Source organism: Arcicella gelida (assembly GCF_034931025.1).
Taxonomy (GTDB): Bacteria; Bacteroidota; Bacteroidia; order Cytophagales; family Spirosomataceae; genus Arcicella; species Arcicella gelida.
Genome location: NZ_JAYGIL010000002.1, coordinates 237,423 through 259,011 on the forward strand (window position 1 = coordinate 237,423; position 21,589 = coordinate 259,011).

Annotated in this window: 16 protein-coding genes; 7 read left to right on the forward strand and 9 right to left on the reverse strand. The window is 33.4% G+C overall.

Annotated elements, in window-relative coordinates:
• Window positions 1–16: 16 nt before the first annotated feature.
• The 6 genes from VB776_RS00990 to VB776_RS01015 form a co-directional block, all read right to left on the reverse strand.
• A complete protein-coding gene (locus VB776_RS00990; RefSeq protein WP_323325131.1) occupies window positions 17–1,084 on the reverse strand; it encodes a hypothetical protein in 1,068 nt (355 codons plus the stop codon).
• Window positions 1,085–1,222: 138 nt separating this feature from the next.
• The gene (locus VB776_RS00995) at window positions 1,223–1,597 is read right to left on the reverse strand and encodes a LytR/AlgR family response regulator transcription factor (RefSeq protein WP_323325132.1); all 375 of its coding nucleotides are present in this window, start codon (window positions 1,595–1,597) and stop codon (window positions 1,223–1,225) included.
• A 365-nt stretch (window positions 1,598–1,962) separates the two neighbouring features.
• Window positions 1,963–2,730, reverse strand: coding sequence for a response regulator transcription factor (locus VB776_RS01000; RefSeq protein ID WP_323325135.1), 768 nt, complete (start codon window positions 2,728–2,730; stop codon window positions 1,963–1,965).
• A gap of 295 nt (window positions 2,731–3,025) precedes the next feature.
• Window positions 3,026–5,356 (reverse strand): glycoside hydrolase family 65 protein, encoded by a 2,331-nt coding sequence (locus tag VB776_RS01005; RefSeq protein WP_323325137.1) that lies wholly within the window; start codon window positions 5,354–5,356, stop codon window positions 3,026–3,028.
• Between the two features lie 282 nt (window positions 5,357–5,638).
• Window positions 5,639–6,286, reverse strand: a complete 648-nt coding sequence (pgmB, locus tag VB776_RS01010) for a beta-phosphoglucomutase (RefSeq protein ID WP_323325138.1) — start codon at window positions 6,284–6,286, stop codon at window positions 5,639–5,641.
• A gap of 128 nt (window positions 6,287–6,414) precedes the next feature.
• The gene (locus tag VB776_RS01015) at window positions 6,415–8,319 is read right to left on the reverse strand and encodes an alpha-amylase family glycosyl hydrolase (protein WP_323325139.1); all 1,905 of its coding nucleotides are present in this window, start codon (window positions 8,317–8,319) and stop codon (window positions 6,415–6,417) included.
• A gap of 237 nt (window positions 8,320–8,556) precedes the next feature.
• Here VB776_RS01015 and VB776_RS01020 point away from each other — a divergent pair, with 237 nt between their 5' ends.
• The 3 genes from VB776_RS01020 to VB776_RS01030 are packed head-to-tail and all read left to right on the forward strand — an operon-like array spanning window position 8,557 to window position 12,713.
• Entirely contained in the window at window positions 8,557–10,464 is a 1,908-nt protein-coding gene (locus tag VB776_RS01020) for an alpha-amylase family glycosyl hydrolase (RefSeq protein WP_323325140.1), read from the forward strand.
• A 58-nt stretch (window positions 10,465–10,522) separates the two neighbouring features.
• Window positions 10,523–11,824, forward strand: a complete 1,302-nt coding sequence (locus tag VB776_RS01025) for an MFS transporter (RefSeq protein ID WP_323325141.1) — start codon at window positions 10,523–10,525, stop codon at window positions 11,822–11,824.
• A gap of 7 nt (window positions 11,825–11,831) precedes the next feature.
• Window positions 11,832–12,713 (forward strand): N-acetylmuramoyl-L-alanine amidase-like domain-containing protein, encoded by an 882-nt coding sequence (locus VB776_RS01030; RefSeq protein WP_323325142.1) that lies wholly within the window; start codon window positions 11,832–11,834, stop codon window positions 12,711–12,713.
• Window positions 12,714–12,737: 24 nt separating this feature from the next.
• On the opposite strand, the gene VB776_RS01035 is transcribed toward VB776_RS01030, so the two are convergent.
• Window positions 12,738–14,114 (reverse strand): aldehyde dehydrogenase family protein, encoded by a 1,377-nt coding sequence (locus tag VB776_RS01035; protein ID WP_323325144.1) that lies wholly within the window; start codon window positions 14,112–14,114, stop codon window positions 12,738–12,740.
• 279 nt (window positions 14,115–14,393) lie between these two features.
• Here VB776_RS01035 and VB776_RS01040 point away from each other — a divergent pair, with 279 nt between their 5' ends.
• Window positions 14,394–14,972 carry a TetR/AcrR family transcriptional regulator gene (locus tag VB776_RS01040; protein ID WP_323325146.1) on the forward strand — a complete coding sequence of 193 codons (579 nt, stop codon included), beginning with the start codon at window positions 14,394–14,396 and terminating at the stop codon, window positions 14,970–14,972.
• A gap of 267 nt (window positions 14,973–15,239) precedes the next feature.
• Complete coding sequence (gene mog, locus VB776_RS01045) at window positions 15,240–15,773, forward strand: molybdopterin adenylyltransferase (protein ID WP_323325148.1); 534 nt, start codon at window positions 15,240–15,242, stop codon at window positions 15,771–15,773.
• Window positions 15,774–15,810: 37 nt separating this feature from the next.
• Here mog and VB776_RS01050 read toward each other — a convergent pair whose 3' ends face one another.
• Together VB776_RS01050 and VB776_RS01055 are read right to left on the reverse strand one after the other, a co-directional pair.
• Window positions 15,811–16,788 carry a helix-turn-helix domain-containing protein gene (locus VB776_RS01050; protein ID WP_323325150.1) on the reverse strand — a complete coding sequence of 326 codons (978 nt, stop codon included), beginning with the start codon at window positions 16,786–16,788 and terminating at the stop codon, window positions 15,811–15,813.
• Between the two features lie 242 nt (window positions 16,789–17,030).
• A complete protein-coding gene (locus tag VB776_RS01055; RefSeq protein WP_323325152.1) occupies window positions 17,031–18,653 on the reverse strand; it encodes a S8 family peptidase in 1,623 nt (540 codons plus the stop codon).
• Window positions 18,654–19,152: 499 nt separating this feature from the next.
• Here VB776_RS01055 and VB776_RS01060 point away from each other — a divergent pair, with 499 nt between their 5' ends.
• A complete protein-coding gene (locus VB776_RS01060; protein ID WP_323325154.1) occupies window positions 19,153–20,400 on the forward strand; it encodes an MFS transporter in 1,248 nt (415 codons plus the stop codon).
• Window positions 20,401–20,404: 4 nt separating this feature from the next.
• On the forward strand, window positions 20,405–21,547 hold the full coding sequence (locus tag VB776_RS01065) for a MalY/PatB family protein (protein ID WP_323325157.1): 1,143 nt from the start codon (window positions 20,405–20,407) through the stop codon (window positions 21,545–21,547).
• The last annotated feature ends 42 nt before the right edge of the window (window positions 21,548–21,589 follow it).

Consider the following 21,589-nt stretch of genomic DNA (forward strand, 5'->3'; position numbering starts at 1 on the left):
TAAACTCAATATGCTATTAATTACTTGAACGAACGCTTGTCATAATATTCAATGGTGTTGTGGTCGTTCCAAAACCGCTACTGATAAAAGTAGTGATAACAGGAGTATTAGGAATACCTGAAGGTATATACGGACGACTCCCCGCATAAGCACCGATAGCAGTACTACCTGCTCCAACAGTTTTGGCAGGAGATTTATCGGCTAATTGAAGATTAGAATCAATAAGTGGTAATCCAGTCTCTGGTGAATACCAAGGGTTTGCTACTTTAAAAATTATTGTTGCGTTAGCTTTATTAACATTTCCTCCACCAGTTGGCAAACCCGTAAAAGTAGTACATAAATTATTAGATATTGTTGAACCTGTAACATCAGAATTCACTACTTTAAAATCTTCACTACCATCTCTGGCATCTATTATATTATTACTAAAAACACAACCAATTGAATAATAAAAAATCGTTGAGCTACTTTTAAAAGTGTTATTACTGATTACAGAATTAAAGAGATTTGAAAGACCTCCTTGAATTATATTGTTAGAGATTGTACAATTATTTCCTAAATCTTTATTGAAATAACCATATAAACTCCCAATTTGACCTACTAAACATTGAACAATTATTGCCTTATTACCATAGCTATAGATTGAACCATCATTAGAATTTTGACTAAATCCTAAATATACTGCTCCAGTTTTACAGCGACTAATATTGATACTCTCATCATTTACTGAAATAACTCCTACATCAACTCCCATGATTGTACTCTTGGCACTTCCAAAATCAAAGGATACTCCTGATAATTTAGGCACTCTTTTATCAAAAAAAGGATTAGCTATGTTATCAAGGTCGTAACCAATCCCTAAAATTGTAAGTTTTTTAGTAACTGTCAAATCTCCATAATTAGGATTATCACTTGGTTCTAATTGAATAATATCGCCATCTTTGGCGGCATCATGGGCTGCTTGAGCTGTTGCATAAATGGCAGGATCATTAAGTCCTGAGGTATTGTTTACTCTACGAATTGTTTGTGACAAAACAGCAAAATTAATAAATAATAAAGCGAAAATTAGTACACATTTTTTCATGACTTGGGAAGTTTAGTAAATAATATTGATAGCTTAAATTAAACAGTTTAATCAATTGATTTTTAAGATATTATACTTAAAATCAAAAACTCATTATTGTATTTCTTTAAAATTATTAACCCAAAAGCCTTTAACAGCCTAATGAAACTGACTTTTTCTTTGCGTTTCAATTCTTTTTTTTCGCTGTGAATAGTACATTCTAAACTGATTTTTACACCTTCTTGAGATGGAAGCTTTGATGGTATTACTCAGCACAACATAACTATTCACAAAACTATAATCAGTTAGGTATTCTGTATTGATAATATACGAACGATGGATGCGTAAAAAGCTATCTTTCTCACAAAGGTCTTCGTAGCTTTTTATTGTTTTTGCTGAGAGATACTGTTTCCCATTATTCAAATAAATAATCGTGTAGTTAATGGTAGCTTGTAACATGACAATCTCTGAAACTTCAATTTTATCAACTCCTACATTCACGATTTCTCTTTCTGAGGCTTTTTGATTTTTCATGGTTTACTATTCTATTGATTGATTCAAAACGATGGAGATTATTAGTAGAACGTTTAAGTATTTGTGAGGCTTTCTATCTATCTGTTTTTGGTAAAGTTAGTTTTATAATAACACTTGGAAAATACCCAGAAATGGGTATTTTAACGAGAATCAACTTCATTTTCAAACTAAATAATTTAAAACAGAAATATTGAAAATGGCAGATTCATACGTTCACTCAACCATCAGAAAACCAAGAACTCAAATCACTAAACGTATGATGTCGTAATTGATAATGTTGGATGACTAAGTGATTTTATTCAACAAATATAGAATCACTGTTTCTTTTATAAAATACCGCATATGTGGTATTTATACCCGAAAGCTTATAAAAAGTAAGCATAAATAGATAATTGTGATGCTTTTTTACACTCAAGTTTGGTCATGATATTTTTTCTATGAGTTCTTATTGTTTCATAAGAGAGACAAAGATGGGTTGCGATAAGCTTATCAGTCATCCCGTGAATAATTAAGCCCAAAATTTCTCTTTCTCTTTTGGTTAGTTTTAAATAGTTTTCGGTGTGCTTTTGTGTGAGTTTTCTACTTCTAAGCAATTTATTAAGCATAAAAAGATATTCACTTAAATCTTCACTATCAATGGTAAGCTCTATGCGTGTTTTATGAGGAATTACGTCATGTAGAATTTTAATTTCAGGTGGTTCAGGTAAAGGTTTAGGAGTATTATCAGACTTAAACATCCATTCAACTGCTTCTTCTTTATTGACAAAAAAATGTGGTCTAAAACCCGTTTGTGAATTCTCAAAAACATCAACTACTGAAAGATGAGAAGCAGTATCAGTACTGATAACAAAACCAAGTTTAGGAGGAACATAAAGTTGATTTAGCTTTTGCCAATCTGGCATATTCAAAAAACTGTCAACCCATTTTTGTAAATCTGGGGGGATGGCAAAAGTAAGATTGGTATTATCCCATAATGCTTTACTAATACCACCAACATTATCGAAATGCACCCGATAATCTTTGATGATACCTATAAAATCATCAGCACTATTGCAATTGACAAATGAATTGAAGGAGATTCCTTCTTTTTCAAGGTAATCAATTTGAAATTTGGGTGTATCGTAAATAATCATTGTTTTCCCCTTTAAAAATGATTAATCATGTTTTTAATAATATCCCTTCTATGCTCAGTTGGTTACATTTTGTACTGCTAGAATTTTAAAATAAATAATACCAAAGATGAATTCTAAGCACCATAAAATTACTTTAATAGCCATTTGAATGAATAATTACTCCTTAATTTCTGCATAAAAATTTATTTTACGGTAAGCTAGAAAAGTTATCAACATTATTCCTTGTTATTTTGGGTAAAACAAAAAAGCCCTCAAAAGAAAATCTCTTGAGGGCTTTTATAAAATTAGTTGTACACTAAGCTATTGCTTCAACGCTTTTTTGTTCAATACTTACTGTTGATTTTGCTTTTAATACAACGGCATTGTTATGTACAAAAATTGTAGTATCATCTCCCGATATATTTTCAATCAATACTTCATGGGCATACGTTTTGATGTTCAACAAATTGCCTTTAAAACGAATTTTAAACGAGAATGAAGTCCAGTTTTCAGGAACAAATGGTGCTAAATATACTTGTCCATTGCGTACTCTCATTCCTCCGAAACCCTTTACAATTGACATCCAAGTTCCTGCCATTGAAGTAATATGACAACCATCTTCAGTATCATTATTATAATCATCCAAATCTAAACGAGCAGAACGTTGATAGAATTCGTAAGAACGAGCTTTATCGCCTAACTTCGCCGCAATAATTGAATGCACACATGGACTCAATGATGATTCATGTACCGTCATTGGTTCATAAAAATCATAATTGCGTTTGATAGTTTCAGCATCGAAATCATCTTCAAAGAAATAGATTCCTTGTAAAACGTCTGCTTGTTTGATAAAGCAAGAACGTAAAATTCTATCCCAAGACCATTTTTGATTAATTGGTCTTTCTTGAGCAGACAGATTACTTACTTTGATTAATTCTTTATCTAAGAAACCATCTTGTTGTAAGAAAATACCCAATTCTTTATCCTCGCCCAAGTACATATTACGAATAATATGGTTGAATCTATCAAACTCATCCGTTTCGTTAAGATTCGTCAGACTTGCTAATTCATTATAACGTTCAGGATTAGAAGCTTTGATTTTTTCACTTACTTCAATCAAATACTTCATACACCAAACCGCAAAATAACTTGTGTACCAGTTATTATTAACGTTGTTTTCGTATTCGTTTGGACCTGTAACACCTAGCATTACATATTGTTTTTTCGCTTCCGACCAGTTTACTCTTTGCGACCAGAAACGAGCGATGCCTAATAATACTTCAAAACCGTATTCAGCTAAATAAGCTTCATCACCCGTATAATTTACGTAATCATAAATAGCATAAGCAATGGCACCATTTCTATGAATTTCTTCAAAAGTAATTTCCCATTCATTATGGCATTCTTCACCATTCATCGTTACCATCGGATACAAAGCAGCACCATCTTTGAAACCCAGCTTCTGAGCATTCTCGATAGCTTTTCCTAATTGTTTCCAACGATATATCAATAAGTTACGAGCAACTTGTTGGTCGGCAGTAGCTAAGTAAAAAGGAATACAATACGCTTCGGTATCCCAATAGGTTGAGCCACCATATTTTTCTCCAGTAAAACCTTTTGGACCAATGTTCAAACGAGCGTCTTCACCAGTGTAAGTTTGGTTCATTTGAAAAATATTGAAACGGATACCTTGTTGAGCAGCTACATCGCCTTCTATAACAATATCATTAGTTTCCCATTTAGCAGCCCATTTTTCAGCTTGTTCTTCTAGCATTTTATCGAAACCTTTAGCTTCGATTCTTGCTAAATAAGCTTTTGCTTTAGGAAGCAAACTAGCCACTTCATGGTTTTCAGAAGAAAGATTACAAGCATATTTAACTAAAACAGTTGCTTCATTTGCTTTTACAGACAAAGCAACTTGGCTTGCAACGTATTTTTCTGCTTTTAGTGGGAAACTTGTAAATTCAACAGCTTTACCATTTTGGAAAATCTGAAATTTCTGACCAGTAATTACATGGAAACCTGTTTTCTTGGTAACCATTTCTACATAACCTTCAGCAAAAGCTGTTTCTTTATGTACTTCATCCCAGAATTTTTCATCGTAATTGGCATCCTTATTTTTAATGTCGCCATCAATAAAAGGAGTCAAAACGATTTTACCATCAAAATTAAGAGGAGTAATTGAATAAGAAATCGCTCCAGCCTCATCATCAACAATTGAATTGAAACGAATGGTATTAATTTGTACTTGTCTGCCAGAAGCCAAAGTAGCGATGAAAGAACGTTGTAAATAACCTTCTTTCATGTTCAACACACGTTTGAAATCGGATACTTCTGCTGTATGTAAATCAAGAATTTCTTCTTCTATTTCTACTTTAATGCCAATCCAATTGGCAGCATTCAACACTTTTGCAAAATACTCAGGATAGCCGTTTTTCCACCAACCTACACGAGTTTTGTCGGGGTAATATACACCTGCTACATAATTTCCTTGAAGTGTTTTTCCGGTGAAAGTCTCTTCAAAATTGCCTCTTTGTCCCATTCGACCATTACCTAGTGAACAAACAGATTCAGTAATTTCGTTGAACTCACGGTTGAATCCCTCTTCAATGATACACCATTCATCGTGTTTAAGATAATTTTTCATATTTCGTCGTACGCAGTTTTTGTTTATAAAAGAAAGATTCTCTTCTTTTTCATGAATCCCAATCAAAATCAACTGATTATCAACAGCTTAATATTTAATTAATAAAAATGGTTAATGGTAAATTAAAGAACTATTCTTGACTTTTTGATAAAGCCAGCATTATTATTTAGAAAAGTAATTAGAATAGTACAATTATAATCGCTATAATTTTTATTTACCTTGCAATTTAGGAGAGAAAAACAAAACATAATTTACTATGCTAAGCTGTCTTTTCTGGAAAGATTAAAAGTTTAATCTTTCCAAAGTCATTTCATCAAAAGTAGCAATCACAAAATCTGCTTCTGTTAAAACATCAGCAGAACCTACTCCTATCGCTTTCATTCCTCCTGCTTTTGCTGCTTGAACACCTGCTACGGCATCTTCAAAAACAACACACTCGCTTGGTAAAGCATTGGTTGCTTCTGCTCCCATCAAAAATACTTGTGGGTCAGGTTTTCCTTTTGTGATGTTATTTCCATCGATAATAGCATCGAAATAATCTAACATATTGATTCTTTCTAAAATCAATTTTGAGTTTTTACTTGCCGAACCCAAAGCGATTTTAATTCCCGCTTCACGAAGATCAGTTAAGAATTTAGCTACTCCTGGCAATACTTCATTGGGCGTCATTAACTTCACTAAATCTAAATACCAATCATTTTTACGAGTTGCCCATTCTACTTTTTCGGCTTCGGTTAAGCTAACATTTCCCCAGTTTAGAATCAATTCTAAAGATTCCATTCTTGAAATGCCTTTTAATTGTTCATTTTGATGTTCGGTAAAATCAAAACCTAATTCGTTCGCCAAGCGTCTCCAAGCTTGAAAATGATATACTGCTGTATCAACAATTACGCCATCTAAATCGAAAAGGCAAGCTTTAATCTTTGTCATGTGGATTTTTAGTTAGTGAATTGTGAATTAGTAAATTGTGAATTAGTGAGTTTCTAAATTATCCATTCACAACTAATTCACAATTCACACAATCACTCATTCACAATTAAACATTGTAAGGATATATTTTATTTTTGTAATTCTAGTACTGTAATAGACATTGCTGGGATTTTCAAACTTTTCAAATCTCCAACCGATGAATCTGTCATGATATTTTTTGCTGAAGTAAAATCTGACATTCTTTCGGCAAATCTTTGGGTATCAAGGTTTTTATCATCTTTACTTTGGCTCATAATTACCATCACTGTTTGGCTATCTGTATATCTAAAGTACACATAAATTCCGTCTTGTGGTAAAAATTGTGTTAATTTTCCTGTGGTGATGGCTTCGCTGGTTTTCCTGTAATTGGCTAATTTCTTCACAAAATCAAAAGCTTCGTTTTCTTTTTCAGTTCTACCTGAAGCTAAAAATTTGTTTATTTTATCGTCTGCCCAACCGCCTTCAAAATCTTTGCGTACTTCTGCATCTGATGGATTTTTGAAATTCTTCGTCAAGTTTTCAGTGCCATAATATAAATGCGGCACGCCACGAGTTGTCAATAAAAAGCCAACGCCTAATTTATATTTATTGAAATCTTCACCGATGACAGAGTAAAATCTGTCCATGTCATGATTATCCAAGAAAGTCATGTTCAAGTTCGCATCTTCATACAAAGCATCCATTGCTAAAGTTGAATACAAACGATTAAATCCTTTTCCCCAATCAAAACCTTGATTGAGTGCATCGTTAATTGCGTTGAAAAGTACAAAGTCATTCGCCGAAGGCAAAGTACTTTTAAAAGGTACATTCAAATTATTTTTGGCAAAATAAGCTTGCGAATAAGCACTTTGTACGGAGTTTTCTCCTGTGATAAACATTTTTGGATATTCTTCAGCCAAAGCAGCATTACAACGATTCATAAAATTCAAATCATTGTATTGATAAGTATCAATTCTCCAGCCATCAATACCAAAATTTTCAACTGTCCAAAGTGCATGTTGAATTAAAAAATTGGCAACAAATTCATTTTTATGATTCAAATCTGGCAAGAAAGGTACAAACCAACCATTCTGCTGTACTTTAAAATCTGCGGCAGAACCATGTAAAATATCAACAACGGGTTCGTCACGATAAGAAGTATTCGTATAAGTATCCCATTGATTCAACCAATTTTTCATCGGTAAATCTTTCAAAATCCAGTGATTAATCCCAACGTGATTATAAACCGCATCTTGAATAATTTTTAAACCTTTGGCATGAGCCGCTTCGATTAATTTCTTGTAAGCTTCATTGCCACCCAAACGTTTATCTACATTATAATGGTCTGTAAAACCATAACCATGATAAGCCGAACGCATTGCTTCTCCTTCATTGGTTTGTGGCTGGTTATTTTCAACCACAGGATTCAACCAAATCGTTGTTGCTCCTAATTCTTTTATATAATCCAAATGATTTTGTACTCCTAACAAATCTCCACCATGACGTAAAAAAGGATTTTTTCGGTCGGATTCTGGGTCAGCCATGTCAGCAAATTTATCGTTACTTGGATCTCCATTAGCAAAACGGTCTGGCAGAATTAAATAAATAAAATCTTTTGAATTGATTTCCTGATGTTTTTGGTCACGTACTTTTAGTTGAAATGGATAAGTAATTTTCACCATTTGGTCAACGACAGATTTCTTTCCTTTTTGAACTTTAATGTTTTTTGACAATTCAATTAACATTTGTCCAGCTTGTGTATTTGGGGCGATATTTAAATCAAGAAATAAGTAATTAGGATTTTCAACTTGATTAACTTTTTCTAACGTTACTCCTTGATAATTGATTTTTACATCACTACCAGCAATGTTCTTTCCGTAAACTAACAGTTGTAATTTAGGGTTTTTCATACCAACCCACCAATTACTTGGATTAATACGCTGAACACTTGGTGTTTGAGCGAACATACTTGTCAACAAGCAAGTGAAAATAATGAAGAGAATTGTTTTTTTCATGTGTTTTGAAATGGTTAATGGATATACAATGAAACTGAAGAAATACAGACAAAAAATGATTTTTTCATTCAGAATTCTTAGTTTAAAAGAGTATCGCTGATGCAATTTTTCAAATAATTTCAAGAATTTCCTAATAATAAAATCATAAATTATGAGCAATTTTATGCAAAGATAAAATAAAGCTAAAAGAAACGAATCTGTGCTAATCTGTCCTAATACCCAAATTTTATTCTAAAAATGTCTCAAAAATCAATCAAAGTCGCAACTTTATTAGGCTTCATTTTTGCCTTTTTGGGTGTAAATGCACAGACGAAAAATCCTGCATCAACAAGTGCAAAACAAAATGCTATTGCCAAAACCAAGAATTATAGTAAATTCAAAAATATAGTCCCGAAAACCAGCAAAAAAATAGTCCCGAAAAATATGACAAATAGCAAAAACGACAAATTAGTAATCTTACAAATGATGTTTCACCTTTGGGGAAACAAGAACGCTACCAACAAATTCAATGGTTCGGCTGCTGAAAATGGCGTTACTAAATTTTCTGATATTAATGATTTAGCCTTGAAAAAACTTAAGGATTTTGGTTATTCTCATTTGTACATGACAGGTTTGATTGAACATGCCACGATGGAAGATTTGACGGCTTATGGTATTCCAAAAGACCATCCTGATGTTGTAAAAGGTAGAAGTGGTTCGCCATTTGCCATTAAAGATTATTATGATGTAAATCCATTTTTTGCTGAAAAGCCTAAGAAAAGAATGGAAGAATTTTCGGCGATGGTTGATAGAATTCATCAGAATGATTTGAAATTAATCATGGATTTTGTACCAAATCACGTGGCAAGAGTATATCATTCTGACATGAAACCGAAAGGAGTAAAAGATTTTGCAGAAACCGATGATACTACAAAATCATTCGACCCACAAAATAATTTCTACTATTTACCAAATACGCAGTTTCAAATTCCAGCAGGAGTAAATTCTCCAGTAAAAGCAGATGCACCATACTTAGAAAGTCCAGCGAAAGTTTCAGGAAATGATGTTTTCTCTTCACATCCAACCATTGATGATTGGTTTGAAACTGTAAAACTCAATTATGGCGTTGACATCCAAAATGGACGACAAAAACATTTTGACCCAATTCCAAATACTTGGTTGAAAATGGTTGATATTTTGAAATACTGGGCAGCAAAAGGTACAGACGGTTTCCGTTGCGATATGGCAGAAATGGTTCCTTATGAATTCTGGCAATATGCGATTGTAGAAGTAAAGAAAAGCTATCCAGATATTATTTTCATTGCTGAAATTTATAATCCAAACGAATATCACAATTATATCAAAATCGGTGGTTTTGATTATTTATACGATAAAGTTGGTTTGTATGATGGACTTCGTCATTTAGTAGAAAATAAACATGATGTCAGTGTAGAAAGTATTACCCGTGTTTGGCAACATGAGTCTGGTGATATTTCAGAACACATGTTAAGATTTTTAGAAAATCATGATGAAGTACGAATCAATACACCAGCTTTCTCTAAAGGGTATCCAATGGCTGCTGTGCCAGCAATGGTTGTAACGGCTACGCTTCATACAGGACCAATTATGATTTACTTTGGGCAAGAATTAGGGGAATCTGCCAAAGAACCAGAAGGCTTTAATACTGCCGACGACCGTACTACAATGTTCGATTTCTGGGGAGTAAAATCGCATCAAGCTTGGATGAATAATGGCAAATTTGATGGAAAACTTTTGACAGAAGAACAAAAGAATTTAAGAAAATTCTATGGCGATTTAATCAAGTTTGTGAATACTTCAGAAGCTGTAAAAACAGGTTCTTTCTTTGATTTACAATATATTCAGCAAGGTAATTACGATCGCAAAAAAGTGTATAGCTATCTCCGCTATTCTGGCAAGCAAAAACTTTTATTCGTTTGTAATTTTGACCATTTCCAAAGTAAAACATTTGATTTAGTAATTCCAGAAGGTGCTTGGACTTCGATGGGTCTAAATCCAAGTAAAGAATCAACATTCAAAGGAAAATTCAATCAGAAAGAACAGTTCAATCAAAATGCTAATCAAACAATTCCTGTAACAATTCAACCAAACTCAGCACTAATTTATGAAATTTCTCAGAAAAAATAGAATATATTTTCAGTATTTTATTAATTTGAAGGATTAAAATTACATCATTAACCATTTTATGACAAAAGAAAACAAACCCCGCCTTAGCCTTGGTCAAATCATTAACATGAGCATTGGCTTTATGGGTATTCAATTTGGTTTTGCACTGCAAAATGCCAATACAAGCCGTATTTTTTCAACTTTAGGAGCTAATCCTGATGAAATCCCTATCCTTTGGGTAGCTGCTCCGCTTACAGGATTATTAGTTCAGCCAATTATCGGCTACATGAGTGACCGCACTTGGCACCCGAAATGGGGACGTAGAAGACCATTCTTTTTTGCAGGAGCAATTTTAGCAACTATTGCATTGATTGCCATGCCACAGTCATCAGTACTTTGGATGGCTGGTGCTATACTTTGGATGATGGACGCTTCTATCAATGTTTCAATGGAACCCTTTAGAGCTTTTGTGGGCGATATGCTTCCAAAAGAGCAAAGAACTACTGGCTTTTCAGTACAGACCTTTTTTATTGGTGTTGGTGCAATGATTGCCTCTGGACTTCCCTCTATTTTAGATTACTTTGGCGTACAAAACACCGCTCCAGAAGGAATCGTGCCAGATACTGTTAGATGGTCGTTTTATATTGGTGCTTTTGCTTATTTTGCTTGTATTCTTTGGACAATTCTAAAAACAAAAGAATATCCACCTGAAAACATGGAAGAATTTCAAAAAGAAAAAGATGAAATGAATTTCATGCACGGAGTAAAAGAAACGATAAATGGTTTGTTCAAAATGCCAAAAGTAATGAAACAATTGGCTGTCGTTCAGTTCTTTTCGTGGTTTGCCCTGTTCTGTATGTGGATTTTTACTACCAATGCTGTAACAAAAAATATTTTTGGAACAAGCGATACCAGTTCGGAAATCTATAATCAAGGTGCTAACTTTGTCGGGATTTGTTTCTTGGTTTATAATGGTGTTTCAATGTTTTTTGCACTGTTTTTACCAAGTTTAGCAAAAGTATTTGGTAGAAAAGTAACTCATTTAATTTGCTTAACTGCCGGAGGATTAGGACTTATCTCCATCATGTTTGTTACTTCCAAATACGCTTTATTGCCATCTTTTGTAGGAATCGGCTTGGCTTGGGCAAGTATTTTGGCGATGCCTTATGCCATGCTTTCAGGGAGTTTACCTGCCAATAAAATGGGATATTATATGGGAGTTTTCAATTTTTTTATTGTAATTCCACAAGTAATTGCCAGTTTGGGTTTACCAAAATTCATGAAACTTGTACAATTAGAACCAATACATATCGTTACTTTAGGAGGAGTATTAATGATTTTGGGGGGCTTGTTCACCCTTCGAGTTGACGATAACGATTAAATAATACATGAGAAAAATTAATTTTAGTAGCTTAAATCAAAACCTTGCAAGCTTCATAAAACCTTGCAAGGTTTTTGTGTTTTCATCAGTATTGGTACTGGGAAGTAGTTTTCAACAACCACTATCAGATGAAGAAATTTATCAAAAGAAAATTCAGCAAGCACAAGGTAGCAATATGCACGAGTACACACTCAATATTGCGAAAGGTTTCCTAAACAGACCTTATAAAGCCTACACCTTAGAAAGTAAAGATGAGGAGAAATTAGTGGTAAACCTCAAGGAATTTGACTGCTCAACTTTTGTGGAAAGCTGTGTGGCAATGGGTTTGACTTATCGAAAAAAGGATATTTCTTTTGATAATTTTCAATATTATTTGAAGCGACTGCGCTATTACAATAAAGGACAAATTAAAGGCTATGAGTCTAGGATTCATTACTTTTCTGATTGGATTTATACGCATAACCAAGACGGACTATTAGAAGATATTACGCATAGTTTGGGAGGAATTCCATTGAAGAAAGATATTAATTTCATCAGTGCAAACTGGGATAAAAATCCTAATGCAAGCAATATTGAACTTCAAGAAAAAATTAGGAAAGTAGAAAATAAAATCAGTAACCAAGATTTTTATTATATCCCTAAAGCAAAAATCAGAAGTATTGAAGACAAACTCTTGAATGGCGATATTATTGGTATTACTACAAATATTGATGGTTTGGACATTACTCACGAAGGTTTTGCCATTAGGTTACAAGACAGACGAGTATATTTATTACATGCTTCCTCTGAGTTTAAAAGAGTAATGGTAAGTGATAAACCACTAGCAGAATATATGGCTCCGAAAAAAACACAAACTGGAATCATGGTTGCTAGGTTCAAAATTGAATAACTAACCAATCTGCCAGTTTCAATATTACTTCCTAAAAATCAAATTCTTATTTTTTAAGAATTTCTTAAATGAATCAGTTCCAATATTTTCCGCCTTGATTTCAAGGGAAGTATTGGAACTTTTTTGATTCCCGTAAAATCTATTTTCCAAGTAAGCATCATTGATAGTAACCGTTTTACTTTTCAATTTATGAGCAATTTTCATTGTCTCGCTATCTTTTCCTGCAAAAACTGAACAAGTGAACGGACTGATAGAATCATTGGCTAAATCCAAGGCTTGTGCTTCATTTAAGAAAGACTTTACTGGCAAAATTGGGCCATAAGTCTTTTCTTTCATGATTTTCATTTGGTGATTCACATTGGTTAAAATCGTTGGGCGACAATAATATCCTCCTTTTTGTACAAGACATTTGGCTGCTCCCGCTACAACCACTGCCCCTTTTTTAACTGCATCAGCCAATTGTTCATTAATCAAAGTAGCTTGTTTTTCAGAAATGAGTGGTCCGATTTCTCCATGATTAATATTCGGATACGCCAATGTTAATAAATTACTTTTACCAACTAATCTTGATAAAAACTGAGAATGGATATTACGATGTACATAAACCCTTTCGATGGCATCAGCCGACTGACCTGCATTAAAAACACCAGCCCACAAAATCGCTGAAGAGGCGTGTTCTATATCAGCCGTTTCAGTGACAATAGCCGCTCCTTTTCCTGCAAATGATAGTGTTGATGGAATAAAATGCTTTGCACTTGACTCATATACTTTTCTTGCATTCACTTCTGAACCAGTATAGCAAATAGAATCAGTAATGGCACAAAGTATTTCCCCAGTCTCTTTCCCACCTTCCACAAAATCAATAAGATTATTAAAATGTAAAATCTCGTTAATCGTTTTTTCAATTACTTTAATAAATCTTGGTGTTTTTTCGGAAGGCTTTACCATCACGGCATTACCAGCCAATAAAGCAGGAATAACTTGTATGAAAACATTCTGTAAAGGAAATTGCCAAGTACCAATGATACCAACAAGTTCAAAAGGCTCTGAAAATTCTTCAATATGATAAGTATTATTATGAAAAATTGTCTGTACTCCTGGTTTGAAATAAGTATGTGCTAAATCACAAAACTGATCAATGGCAGCCATTACTAAATTGATTTCCGATTCGGTTTCAATTTTTCTGCCTGTATCAATTGTTAATGCTTCTGTAATTTCTTCAAGGTGTCTTTCTAATGCCTTTTTCCAACGCTGAATTGTTTTTATTCTTTGCTCAATACCAATTACTTGCCAGTTTTTCTGAGCCTGACGCATTGCATTGGCCTTTATTTGGAGTGTTTCAAAAGAGAGTGGAGAGATTTCATAATCATATATACCTGTTCTTGGATTTCTTACTTTCATTTAATTATAAGGCTTAAAATTCATGCAACACAATTTACAAAATTGCATTTTTCAAATATACTGTTTTAATTAGTTTTTAGTTTTTTATCAATCGCTTTTTATTTAAGTTAAGCCAAAAGATTATGCCAAAAAGCTAAAAATAATAAATTACCATAGATTAACATTAAGAAATTCATAGAATTACTTAATTATTCCCAATTTTAATCTATATTTAAAGCCAAATTTCAAAAATCACTTACACACGCTTAAAACTCAATTTTACCTTCCTTCCACTATTTTATGAATACTGTTAAAGATTTCGACAAAAAAGAAGCCATCTTTCAAGCAACCCTAGAACTTATTTCTAAGCATGGATTCCACAGCTCGCCCATGTCTGAAGTAGCTAAAAAAGCAAATGTAGCAGCAGGCACTATTTATCACTACTTTAAAAGTAAAGATGAACTCATTTGTGCATTGTACGTTTATAAACGTGAAAAATCTATTCAGAATATTTTTCGTAACGACGACCCCACCAAACCTTTCAAAGACCGTTTTCGTAGTTTTTATCTTCAAATGATTAATTACTACTTTACTAATCCAAAAGAGTTTTATTTCTTAGAACAGTTCATGAATTCGCCGTACATTGGCATGCTCAAAAAAGAGGATATTACTCGACTTGAACAACCCATTTATGATTTTCTCAGAAAAGCAGTTTTCACACAAGTAGTAAGAGATATTCCTCCTAAAATACTAATTGCGATGGTTACTGGAAGTGCAAGTTCATTGATTAAGCTTCGTTTGTCAGGAGAGTTTCTAATGACTTCATCAGACCTAGAAATGGCTTTTTTTACCTGTTGGGATGGCATTAAAAAACCTTAACTTTACTTTTTATTTTTATTGAAAATCTTGAAAGCAATATACAAAGCACCCAATAGTAATATTAGAAACAATAATGAGAATAGTTTCTCGGCACCTTCGGGCAATTTTGATTGTAAAAAAACCATATCGTTGTTGAGTAATTTTAAATAAAAGAAAAAATCTAATGCGTAATTTACAAATTAACTCATCAAACGCTATTCCTCAAAAAATTTTACACTATATTTAAAATTTTGAAAGAAAACGCTTTGAGAAGCATATCTAAAATTTATGCAAGAACTTATTAAAATTGGAGTTATCAATATTTCAGACAGAGCTAGTGCTGGAATTTATGAAGACATTCCGGGAAAAGCTGTCGTTGAAACGCTAAAGGATTACTTAGTCTCTACTTTTGAAACTGTTTATAAAGTAATTCCTGATGAACAAGATTTAATTTCAGCGACCTTAATTGAAATGGCTGATATTGAAAACTGTTGTTTAATTGTAACAACTGGTGGAACTGGCCCAAGCAAAAGAGACGTAACCCCAGAAGCTACAGAAGCCGTTTGCGATAAAATGATGCCCGGTTTCGGTGAATTAATGAGGGCAGAAAGCTTAAAATATGTTCCAACTGCTATTTTATCCAGACAAACTGCTGGGCTCAGAGGGAAATCTTTAATTATCAATTTACCCGGAAAACCAAAGGCGATTCGTCAATGTTTAGACGCTGTTTTCCCAGCTGTTCCATACTGTATTGATTTACTTGAAGGGCCATATCTCATTTGTAATCAAGAGATTATGAAAGAGTTTAGACCTAAACAATAAATTAAAAATCCACAAAACTTATTTGTGGATTTTTAATTTACTTCAATTGATTAAGCTCTAAACTCAATTCTTCTATAAGTGATTTAGCCCTTTCTAAGGATATTCTTGGTTCTGGTAATTCTTTACTCATAAAAGCAGATACTTCCCAAATTTCAGCAATTGATTTCAAAGAGATTTCAAAACTTGGAATCGAAGAATCATCAGAACTGAGCAACAAAGTGCCTTTTACTTTAATCTGATTATAAACTCTTCTGTAAATAACACCCTGTTGGGGAGTGATTAAAATGTAAAATTTTCCATCCAGAATATTCGTCCAATGGTCAATGGCATTGCCAATTACAATTGAATTTTGTAAAGGGAAATCGCTTCCCATTTCAAAAGCTCTACTCTTTTCCGAATTCACAAAAGGCATGGAAAAAGTAGCCAGCGTTTTGATGTATTCAGTTTTGGTATAATTCGCTAGATAATCTTTAATCTGTGTTCTTTTTACGTAAGGAATTCTGATTTCAAAACTTTTGTGAGGAATTTCATTCAGCGATTTATTATTGTTATTATGCTGATTTTCAGAAAATGACGAAAAGTTTTGCTCAGGAATTGTATAATTTACTCGATTATGAACAAATTGATTTTCGTTTCTAATCGGCTGCTCTTCCTCCTCTTTTTGAAAATACTCATCAATAATTTTAGCAATTGGCAATGGCTCTTCTTTCTTCTGAAAAGTACTTACAGCATCATTCACAGGCACTTTTACTTGCTCCATGATACCCGTAGTACTTTGCCCTAAACTAATGCCGGGCGTTTCACGAATTTTTCTAATATCAGTCTTAATCAATGAATCGACAGAAGTACCAAATACTTGTGCTATGGTTTTGAGGTTTTCTAAATTCGGATTGGCTCTTGCTTCTTCATAAGCCCCTAACAACGAGCGCTTAATGCCAATTCTTCGAGAGAATTGTTCTTGAGTAAGTCCATTTAATCGACGAAGATACTTTATATTATTGCTAACGATAGACATGGTTTGACGGTTAAATCTGTAGCGCTTGTCTTAATTAACATTCTGCAAGGCAATAACAGTTTTAGAAATATTTTTTCTGTGATTCAAAATAATCAAGCAAATCTTGATGAAATCCATTTAAAATTTCGAACAAAAGATTTCGTAAAATAACGATAATTTAGATAAAATGCCAATTATGGATAGAGAATATAAAATCTCATTCTGGCACGCTAAATAACTTTTGTATCCTGAACTGTTAGACTCTAATTTTTCAATGCGTCTTTCTCTAATTTTTCTGCCAATTTAACGGCTTCATAAGCATTTACAATTCCTCCACTTGAAGAAAGCTTTCCAAACTCAACTAATTCTGAAGAACCCGGACGAGCAACTTTCAATTGTGCTAATTTGATGGAAGATTCTAAAATAATTTGTTTGATTTGCTTATAAGTAAAAGTTGGATAAAATGAAATCAATAAAGCTGCCAAACCCGAAACAACAGGTGCAGCCATACTTGTGCCACTCAAATCTTCATATTTTGAACCCACAACAGTCGATTGAATATCTACTCCTGGGGCAAAAACATCCACAGTTTTTTGTCCATAATTAGAAAATTCAGCCACTGTATTGGTCGATTGCATCCATGAGGTTGCTCCTACTTCAATCCAATTATCAGCTTCACTTCCATCCAAAAGATGTTTTGTTGGATAATTTTCTTTCGTATCAATATCTTGATTTTCATTTCCTGCCGCATGAATCAACAAAACGCCTTTCGATTGTGCAAATTTAACGGCTTCATCAACCGCTGATTTTTGAGGAGAAACAGTTTTTCCAAAACTCATATTAATTACTTTTGCTCCATTTTCAACCGCATACAAAATCGCATTTACTACATCTTTATCACGTTCGTCTCCATCGGGCAAAGCTCTAATCACCATAATCTGAACATTGTCAGCCACGCCAGCAATGCCAAAATCATTGTTACGATTTGCTGCAACAATTCCAGCAACATGAGTTCCGTGACGAGCATCAGGACCTTTCACTTCATTGTTTCCATAATTTCTGTCTTGGATATTATTTACATCATCACCAACGATTCCTCTGGGATTATAAGTAAGATTTACACCATAATTCAGTTGAGTGTCATAATATTCGTATGCTTCTTGAAGCTTGGTTTCATCTTGTCCTAAATCCAAAATCAATTCAAATACTCTTTTAGCTTTCTTTAGTTCCTCACTATCCTTACTCGTGATTTTAGCCAAATCAGCTTTTGTAATTTCTTTTACAGACAAATGTTGCGTTAATAGAAGCTTCGAATTGATGAATTTATGATATAAGTTAATCACAAAAACACCTTGCTCATTTACATCTTTTAACTTGCTATCATATTCTTGTTTATATTTTTTGTATAAATCGTACTCTTTTTTATCCTCAGCAGCAAGAGCTGTCGTTTCATTAAAGTGTTCATATTTTTTTTGAAGACGAGCAAATTCTCTGGTAATTTCTAAGCTTTCCTTAGCGATATCTTCTCCATTTTTTCCACCTAAAAAATCCCATCCATGAATATCATCAATGTAGCCATTTTTATCATCATCAATGCCATTATTAGGAATCTCCTTTGTGTTTACCCAAATTTTATTGGTTAAATCTTCGTGAAGAATATCAACACCTGAATCAATAATTGCGACAATAACGGGCTTTGATTTTTTATTTTTTAAAATATTACGATAGGCTTTTTCAGTACTAATTCCCCTTACTTTATCGTCTGAAAAATCTAAATTAAACCAATTAGAAGGAGCGTGTTCGAGTGAAGGTTCAAGATATTGGGCATTGGAAGTATTGAAAAGGAAAAGCAGCCAAATCAAACTGAGTTTTGGTAAAATATTCATGGCGGTTATAAAAAATTAAGGATTATATGCTGTTGATGAATGAATTATCTGTAAATCTAAGAAAAAGCAAATTCAGATAAAAATGGCTATTTGTAAAGAAAAAGCTAAAACCTAAATTGAATTTTGTTTTTTCATCAAAAACACTTGCACAATTTAACATTTTAGACATAATTTCTTTTACTTAGTCACCTCTTCATGTGATTTAAAATTAAAGATTCTTCAACAAGCGTTGACTATTTGACTGACGAATCAATTAATCAACTGATTTACAATATAATCTGCTGTGGTTAGTATTTTCAAATATTAAGTAACGTGTAAAAATGCAATATACAATAAGTACTACAATCTGTTTATGTATATTCCAAGAATATTTTTTTACATTTTAAGCATTTTTTTTATTTACGGCATTTCATCATCAAAAATGAACCTGTGATACAATGGAATAGTTTACAGATATGATGTACATACATTAAATTTGAGTATCTCCATAAATTCAGAAATGATGAACAAAATCCTTTACGAAAAGAATAATTTTTACCCTTGGCTCATTTGTTTTTCTGGATTATTGATTCTAGTTGTCATCAACGGACTTACTACAACTTCTCTTTCTGTTTTCGATAAAGTTTTTATCAATGAATTTCATTGGAAACGTGATGAATTAAAACTTAGAGAATCTATCACCAACAGCGTTACGCTTTTTTTTATTTTAGTTTCGGGTATTATCATCGACAAAATCAGAGTAAAAAAAATGATGCTCTTCGGTAGTTTTGTTTTAGCCGTCGCTTTGTTTTCATACAGTTTTGTCACCAACAAGTATCAAGCCTATTTTATTCATTTTCTGTTGGGTCTATCCATGATAACGGCTGGTTCTGTTTCTTGTATTATTTTAGTTTCTTCATGGTTTAAAGAGAAAAAGGGCTTGGCTTTAGGTATCGTTTTGATTGGAACAAGCTTAGGAAGTGCCATCTTCTCTCCTTTCAACCATTACTTATTATGTGAATTCGGCTGGCGACAATCGTTTATGATTTTAGCAGCTTTTCCAGCTTTAATTTTGGTTTATATTTACTTTGTGGTAGAAAATTCACCAAGTGATATTTCCGTCAAAGCACTCGGCAACGAAAACACAACAAGTAATTTACTCATAGAAGGAATGACTTACCAAGAAGCTACCCGAACACATCTTTTTTGGTTAATTTGTCTTTGCGGCTTCATTACTTTTTACTGTTTGGTTGGCACAATTGCCAATGTATTTTTGCATTTAGTCGGACTAGGGTTTACCGAAACTCGTGCAAGTTTTTACCTCAGTTTATACTTTATCATGGCTGGTTTAGCCAAATTATTTATTTCTATTTTTTCAGATTACATTAATCCTTACTTAGTATTTTCGATTTGTTGTATCATGATGATGATGGGCTGTTTTGGTCTTTCTATGATGAATACTCAATTCATATTTCCTTCAATTGCCCTCATGGCTATAAGTTGGGGAGGAATATACTCTTTGTACAATCTGATAGCTATCAAAACCTTTGGCTTAGCTGCTGCTGGAAAAATTAACGGAACAATTAATATGTTTGAAGGCGGCGGTTCATTATTAGGACCAGTCATGACAGGACTCGTTTTTAGTATCAATCATTCATACCAATTAGCATTTACCATCAATGCAGGATTGATGTTTATTGTATTAATTCTTTCTTTGAGATTCAAGGCATTTATGCTAAAACTTCAGAAACCAATCTCCCCTCAATAAATACATGAAATATAATTTTGACGAAATCATCAATAGAAAAAACACCGATTCTCAGAAATGGGATATGTTCAATGACCCTGAGAATGTCATTCCTATGCCTGTGGCTGATATGGATTTTAGATGTCCTGAACCTATTTTAGAAGTACTTAATAACATTACAGAACACGGAGTATTTGGTTACTCTATTGTTCCTGAAAAGTTGAAAGACCTTTTTCAAGACCGTCTAAAAAATCTTTATAACTGGGAAACTGAAAAAGAATGGCAAGTATGGATTCCCGGTTTAGTTCCTGCTATTTATGCTACTTGTAAAGCCATCGGCGAAGCTGGTGATGCTGTTATTACTGCTATTCCTGTATATCATCCTTTTCATTTAGCTCCAGCTTATGTCGATAAAAATTTGCAGACGTTCCCGATGATTGAAGCTGATGGACGATGGACTTTCGATTTTGAAGCTTTGGAAGCGACAATTACTACTGAAACAAAATTGTTTATGCTGTGTAATCCGCATAATCCGGGCGGAACAGTTTTCACCAAGGAAGAACTAGAAAAATTGGTTGACATCTGTGAAAAACACGACATTGTGATTTGCTCTGATGAAATTCACGCTGATTTAATTTTAGATATTCAGAAAAAACATATTCCCACCGCAAGTTTAAGTAAAAAAGCAGCCGACAGAACCATTACTTTGATGGCTCCTTCTAAAACTTTTAACATTGCGGGCTTGGGTTGCTCAGTTGCGATTATTCCTAACCCTGAACTTCGTAAGAAATTTGAAAAAGCCAAACATGGATTTTTCCCGCCACTTACTCGTTACTCACAAGAAGCCGCATTTGTGGCTTATCGTGATTGTGAAGATTGGCGTTTGGCTTTGGTTGATTACCTCAAAGAAAATCATGATTATTTGTACGAAGCCTTGAATGGCTATAAAGGGTTAAAACTTCTTCCTTTAGAAGCCACTTATTTGGCTTGGATTGATGCCAGAGACACAGGTATCGAAAATATCCAAGAGAAATTCCTTGAAGCGGGTGTAAGAATAATGGATGGAAAGATTTTCAAAGGCGAAGGTTTTTTCAGATTAAACTTCGCTTGTCCGAAAGCCACACTCGTTGAAGCCGTTGAAAGAATTAAAAAATCATTGGCTGAATAAATCAAAAATCCCTCCATTTCTCACTAGACTGGAGGGATTTTT

What these genes read in the sequence shown, in the direction of transcription:
- VB776_RS00990 (WP_323325131.1), bottom strand. Translation starts at nt 1,084, where the DNA reads ATGAAAAAATGTGTACTAATTTTCGCTTTATTATTTATTAATTTTGCT.
- VB776_RS00995 (WP_323325132.1), bottom strand. Translation starts at nt 1,597, where the DNA reads ATGAAAAATCAAAAAGCCTCAGAAAGAGAAATCGTGAATGTAGGAGTT.
- VB776_RS01000 (WP_323325135.1), bottom strand. Translation starts at nt 2,730, where the DNA reads ATGATTATTTACGATACACCCAAATTTCAAATTGATTACCTTGAAAAA.
- VB776_RS01005 (WP_323325137.1), bottom strand. Translation starts at nt 5,356, where the DNA reads ATGAAAAATTATCTTAAACACGATGAATGGTGTATCATTGAAGAGGGA.
- pgmB (WP_323325138.1), bottom strand. Translation starts at nt 6,286, where the DNA reads ATGACAAAGATTAAAGCTTGCCTTTTCGATTTAGATGGCGTAATTGTT.
- VB776_RS01015 (WP_323325139.1), bottom strand. Translation starts at nt 8,319, where the DNA reads ATGAAAAAAACAATTCTCTTCATTATTTTCACTTGCTTGTTGACAAGT.
- VB776_RS01020 (WP_323325140.1), top strand. Translation starts at nt 8,557, where the DNA reads ATGTCTCAAAAATCAATCAAAGTCGCAACTTTATTAGGCTTCATTTTT.
- VB776_RS01025 (WP_323325141.1), top strand. Translation starts at nt 10,523, where the DNA reads ATGACAAAAGAAAACAAACCCCGCCTTAGCCTTGGTCAAATCATTAAC.
- VB776_RS01030 (WP_323325142.1), top strand. Translation starts at nt 11,832, where the DNA reads ATGAGAAAAATTAATTTTAGTAGCTTAAATCAAAACCTTGCAAGCTTC.
- VB776_RS01035 (WP_323325144.1), bottom strand. Translation starts at nt 14,114, where the DNA reads ATGAAAGTAAGAAATCCAAGAACAGGTATATATGATTATGAAATCTCT.
- VB776_RS01040 (WP_323325146.1), top strand. Translation starts at nt 14,394, where the DNA reads ATGAATACTGTTAAAGATTTCGACAAAAAAGAAGCCATCTTTCAAGCA.
- mog (WP_323325148.1), top strand. Translation starts at nt 15,240, where the DNA reads ATGCAAGAACTTATTAAAATTGGAGTTATCAATATTTCAGACAGAGCT.
- VB776_RS01050 (WP_323325150.1), bottom strand. Translation starts at nt 16,788, where the DNA reads ATGTCTATCGTTAGCAATAATATAAAGTATCTTCGTCGATTAAATGGA.
- VB776_RS01055 (WP_323325152.1), bottom strand. Translation starts at nt 18,653, where the DNA reads ATGAATATTTTACCAAAACTCAGTTTGATTTGGCTGCTTTTCCTTTTC.
- VB776_RS01060 (WP_323325154.1), top strand. Translation starts at nt 19,153, where the DNA reads ATGATGAACAAAATCCTTTACGAAAAGAATAATTTTTACCCTTGGCTC.
- VB776_RS01065 (WP_323325157.1), top strand. Translation starts at nt 20,405, where the DNA reads ATGAAATATAATTTTGACGAAATCATCAATAGAAAAAACACCGATTCT.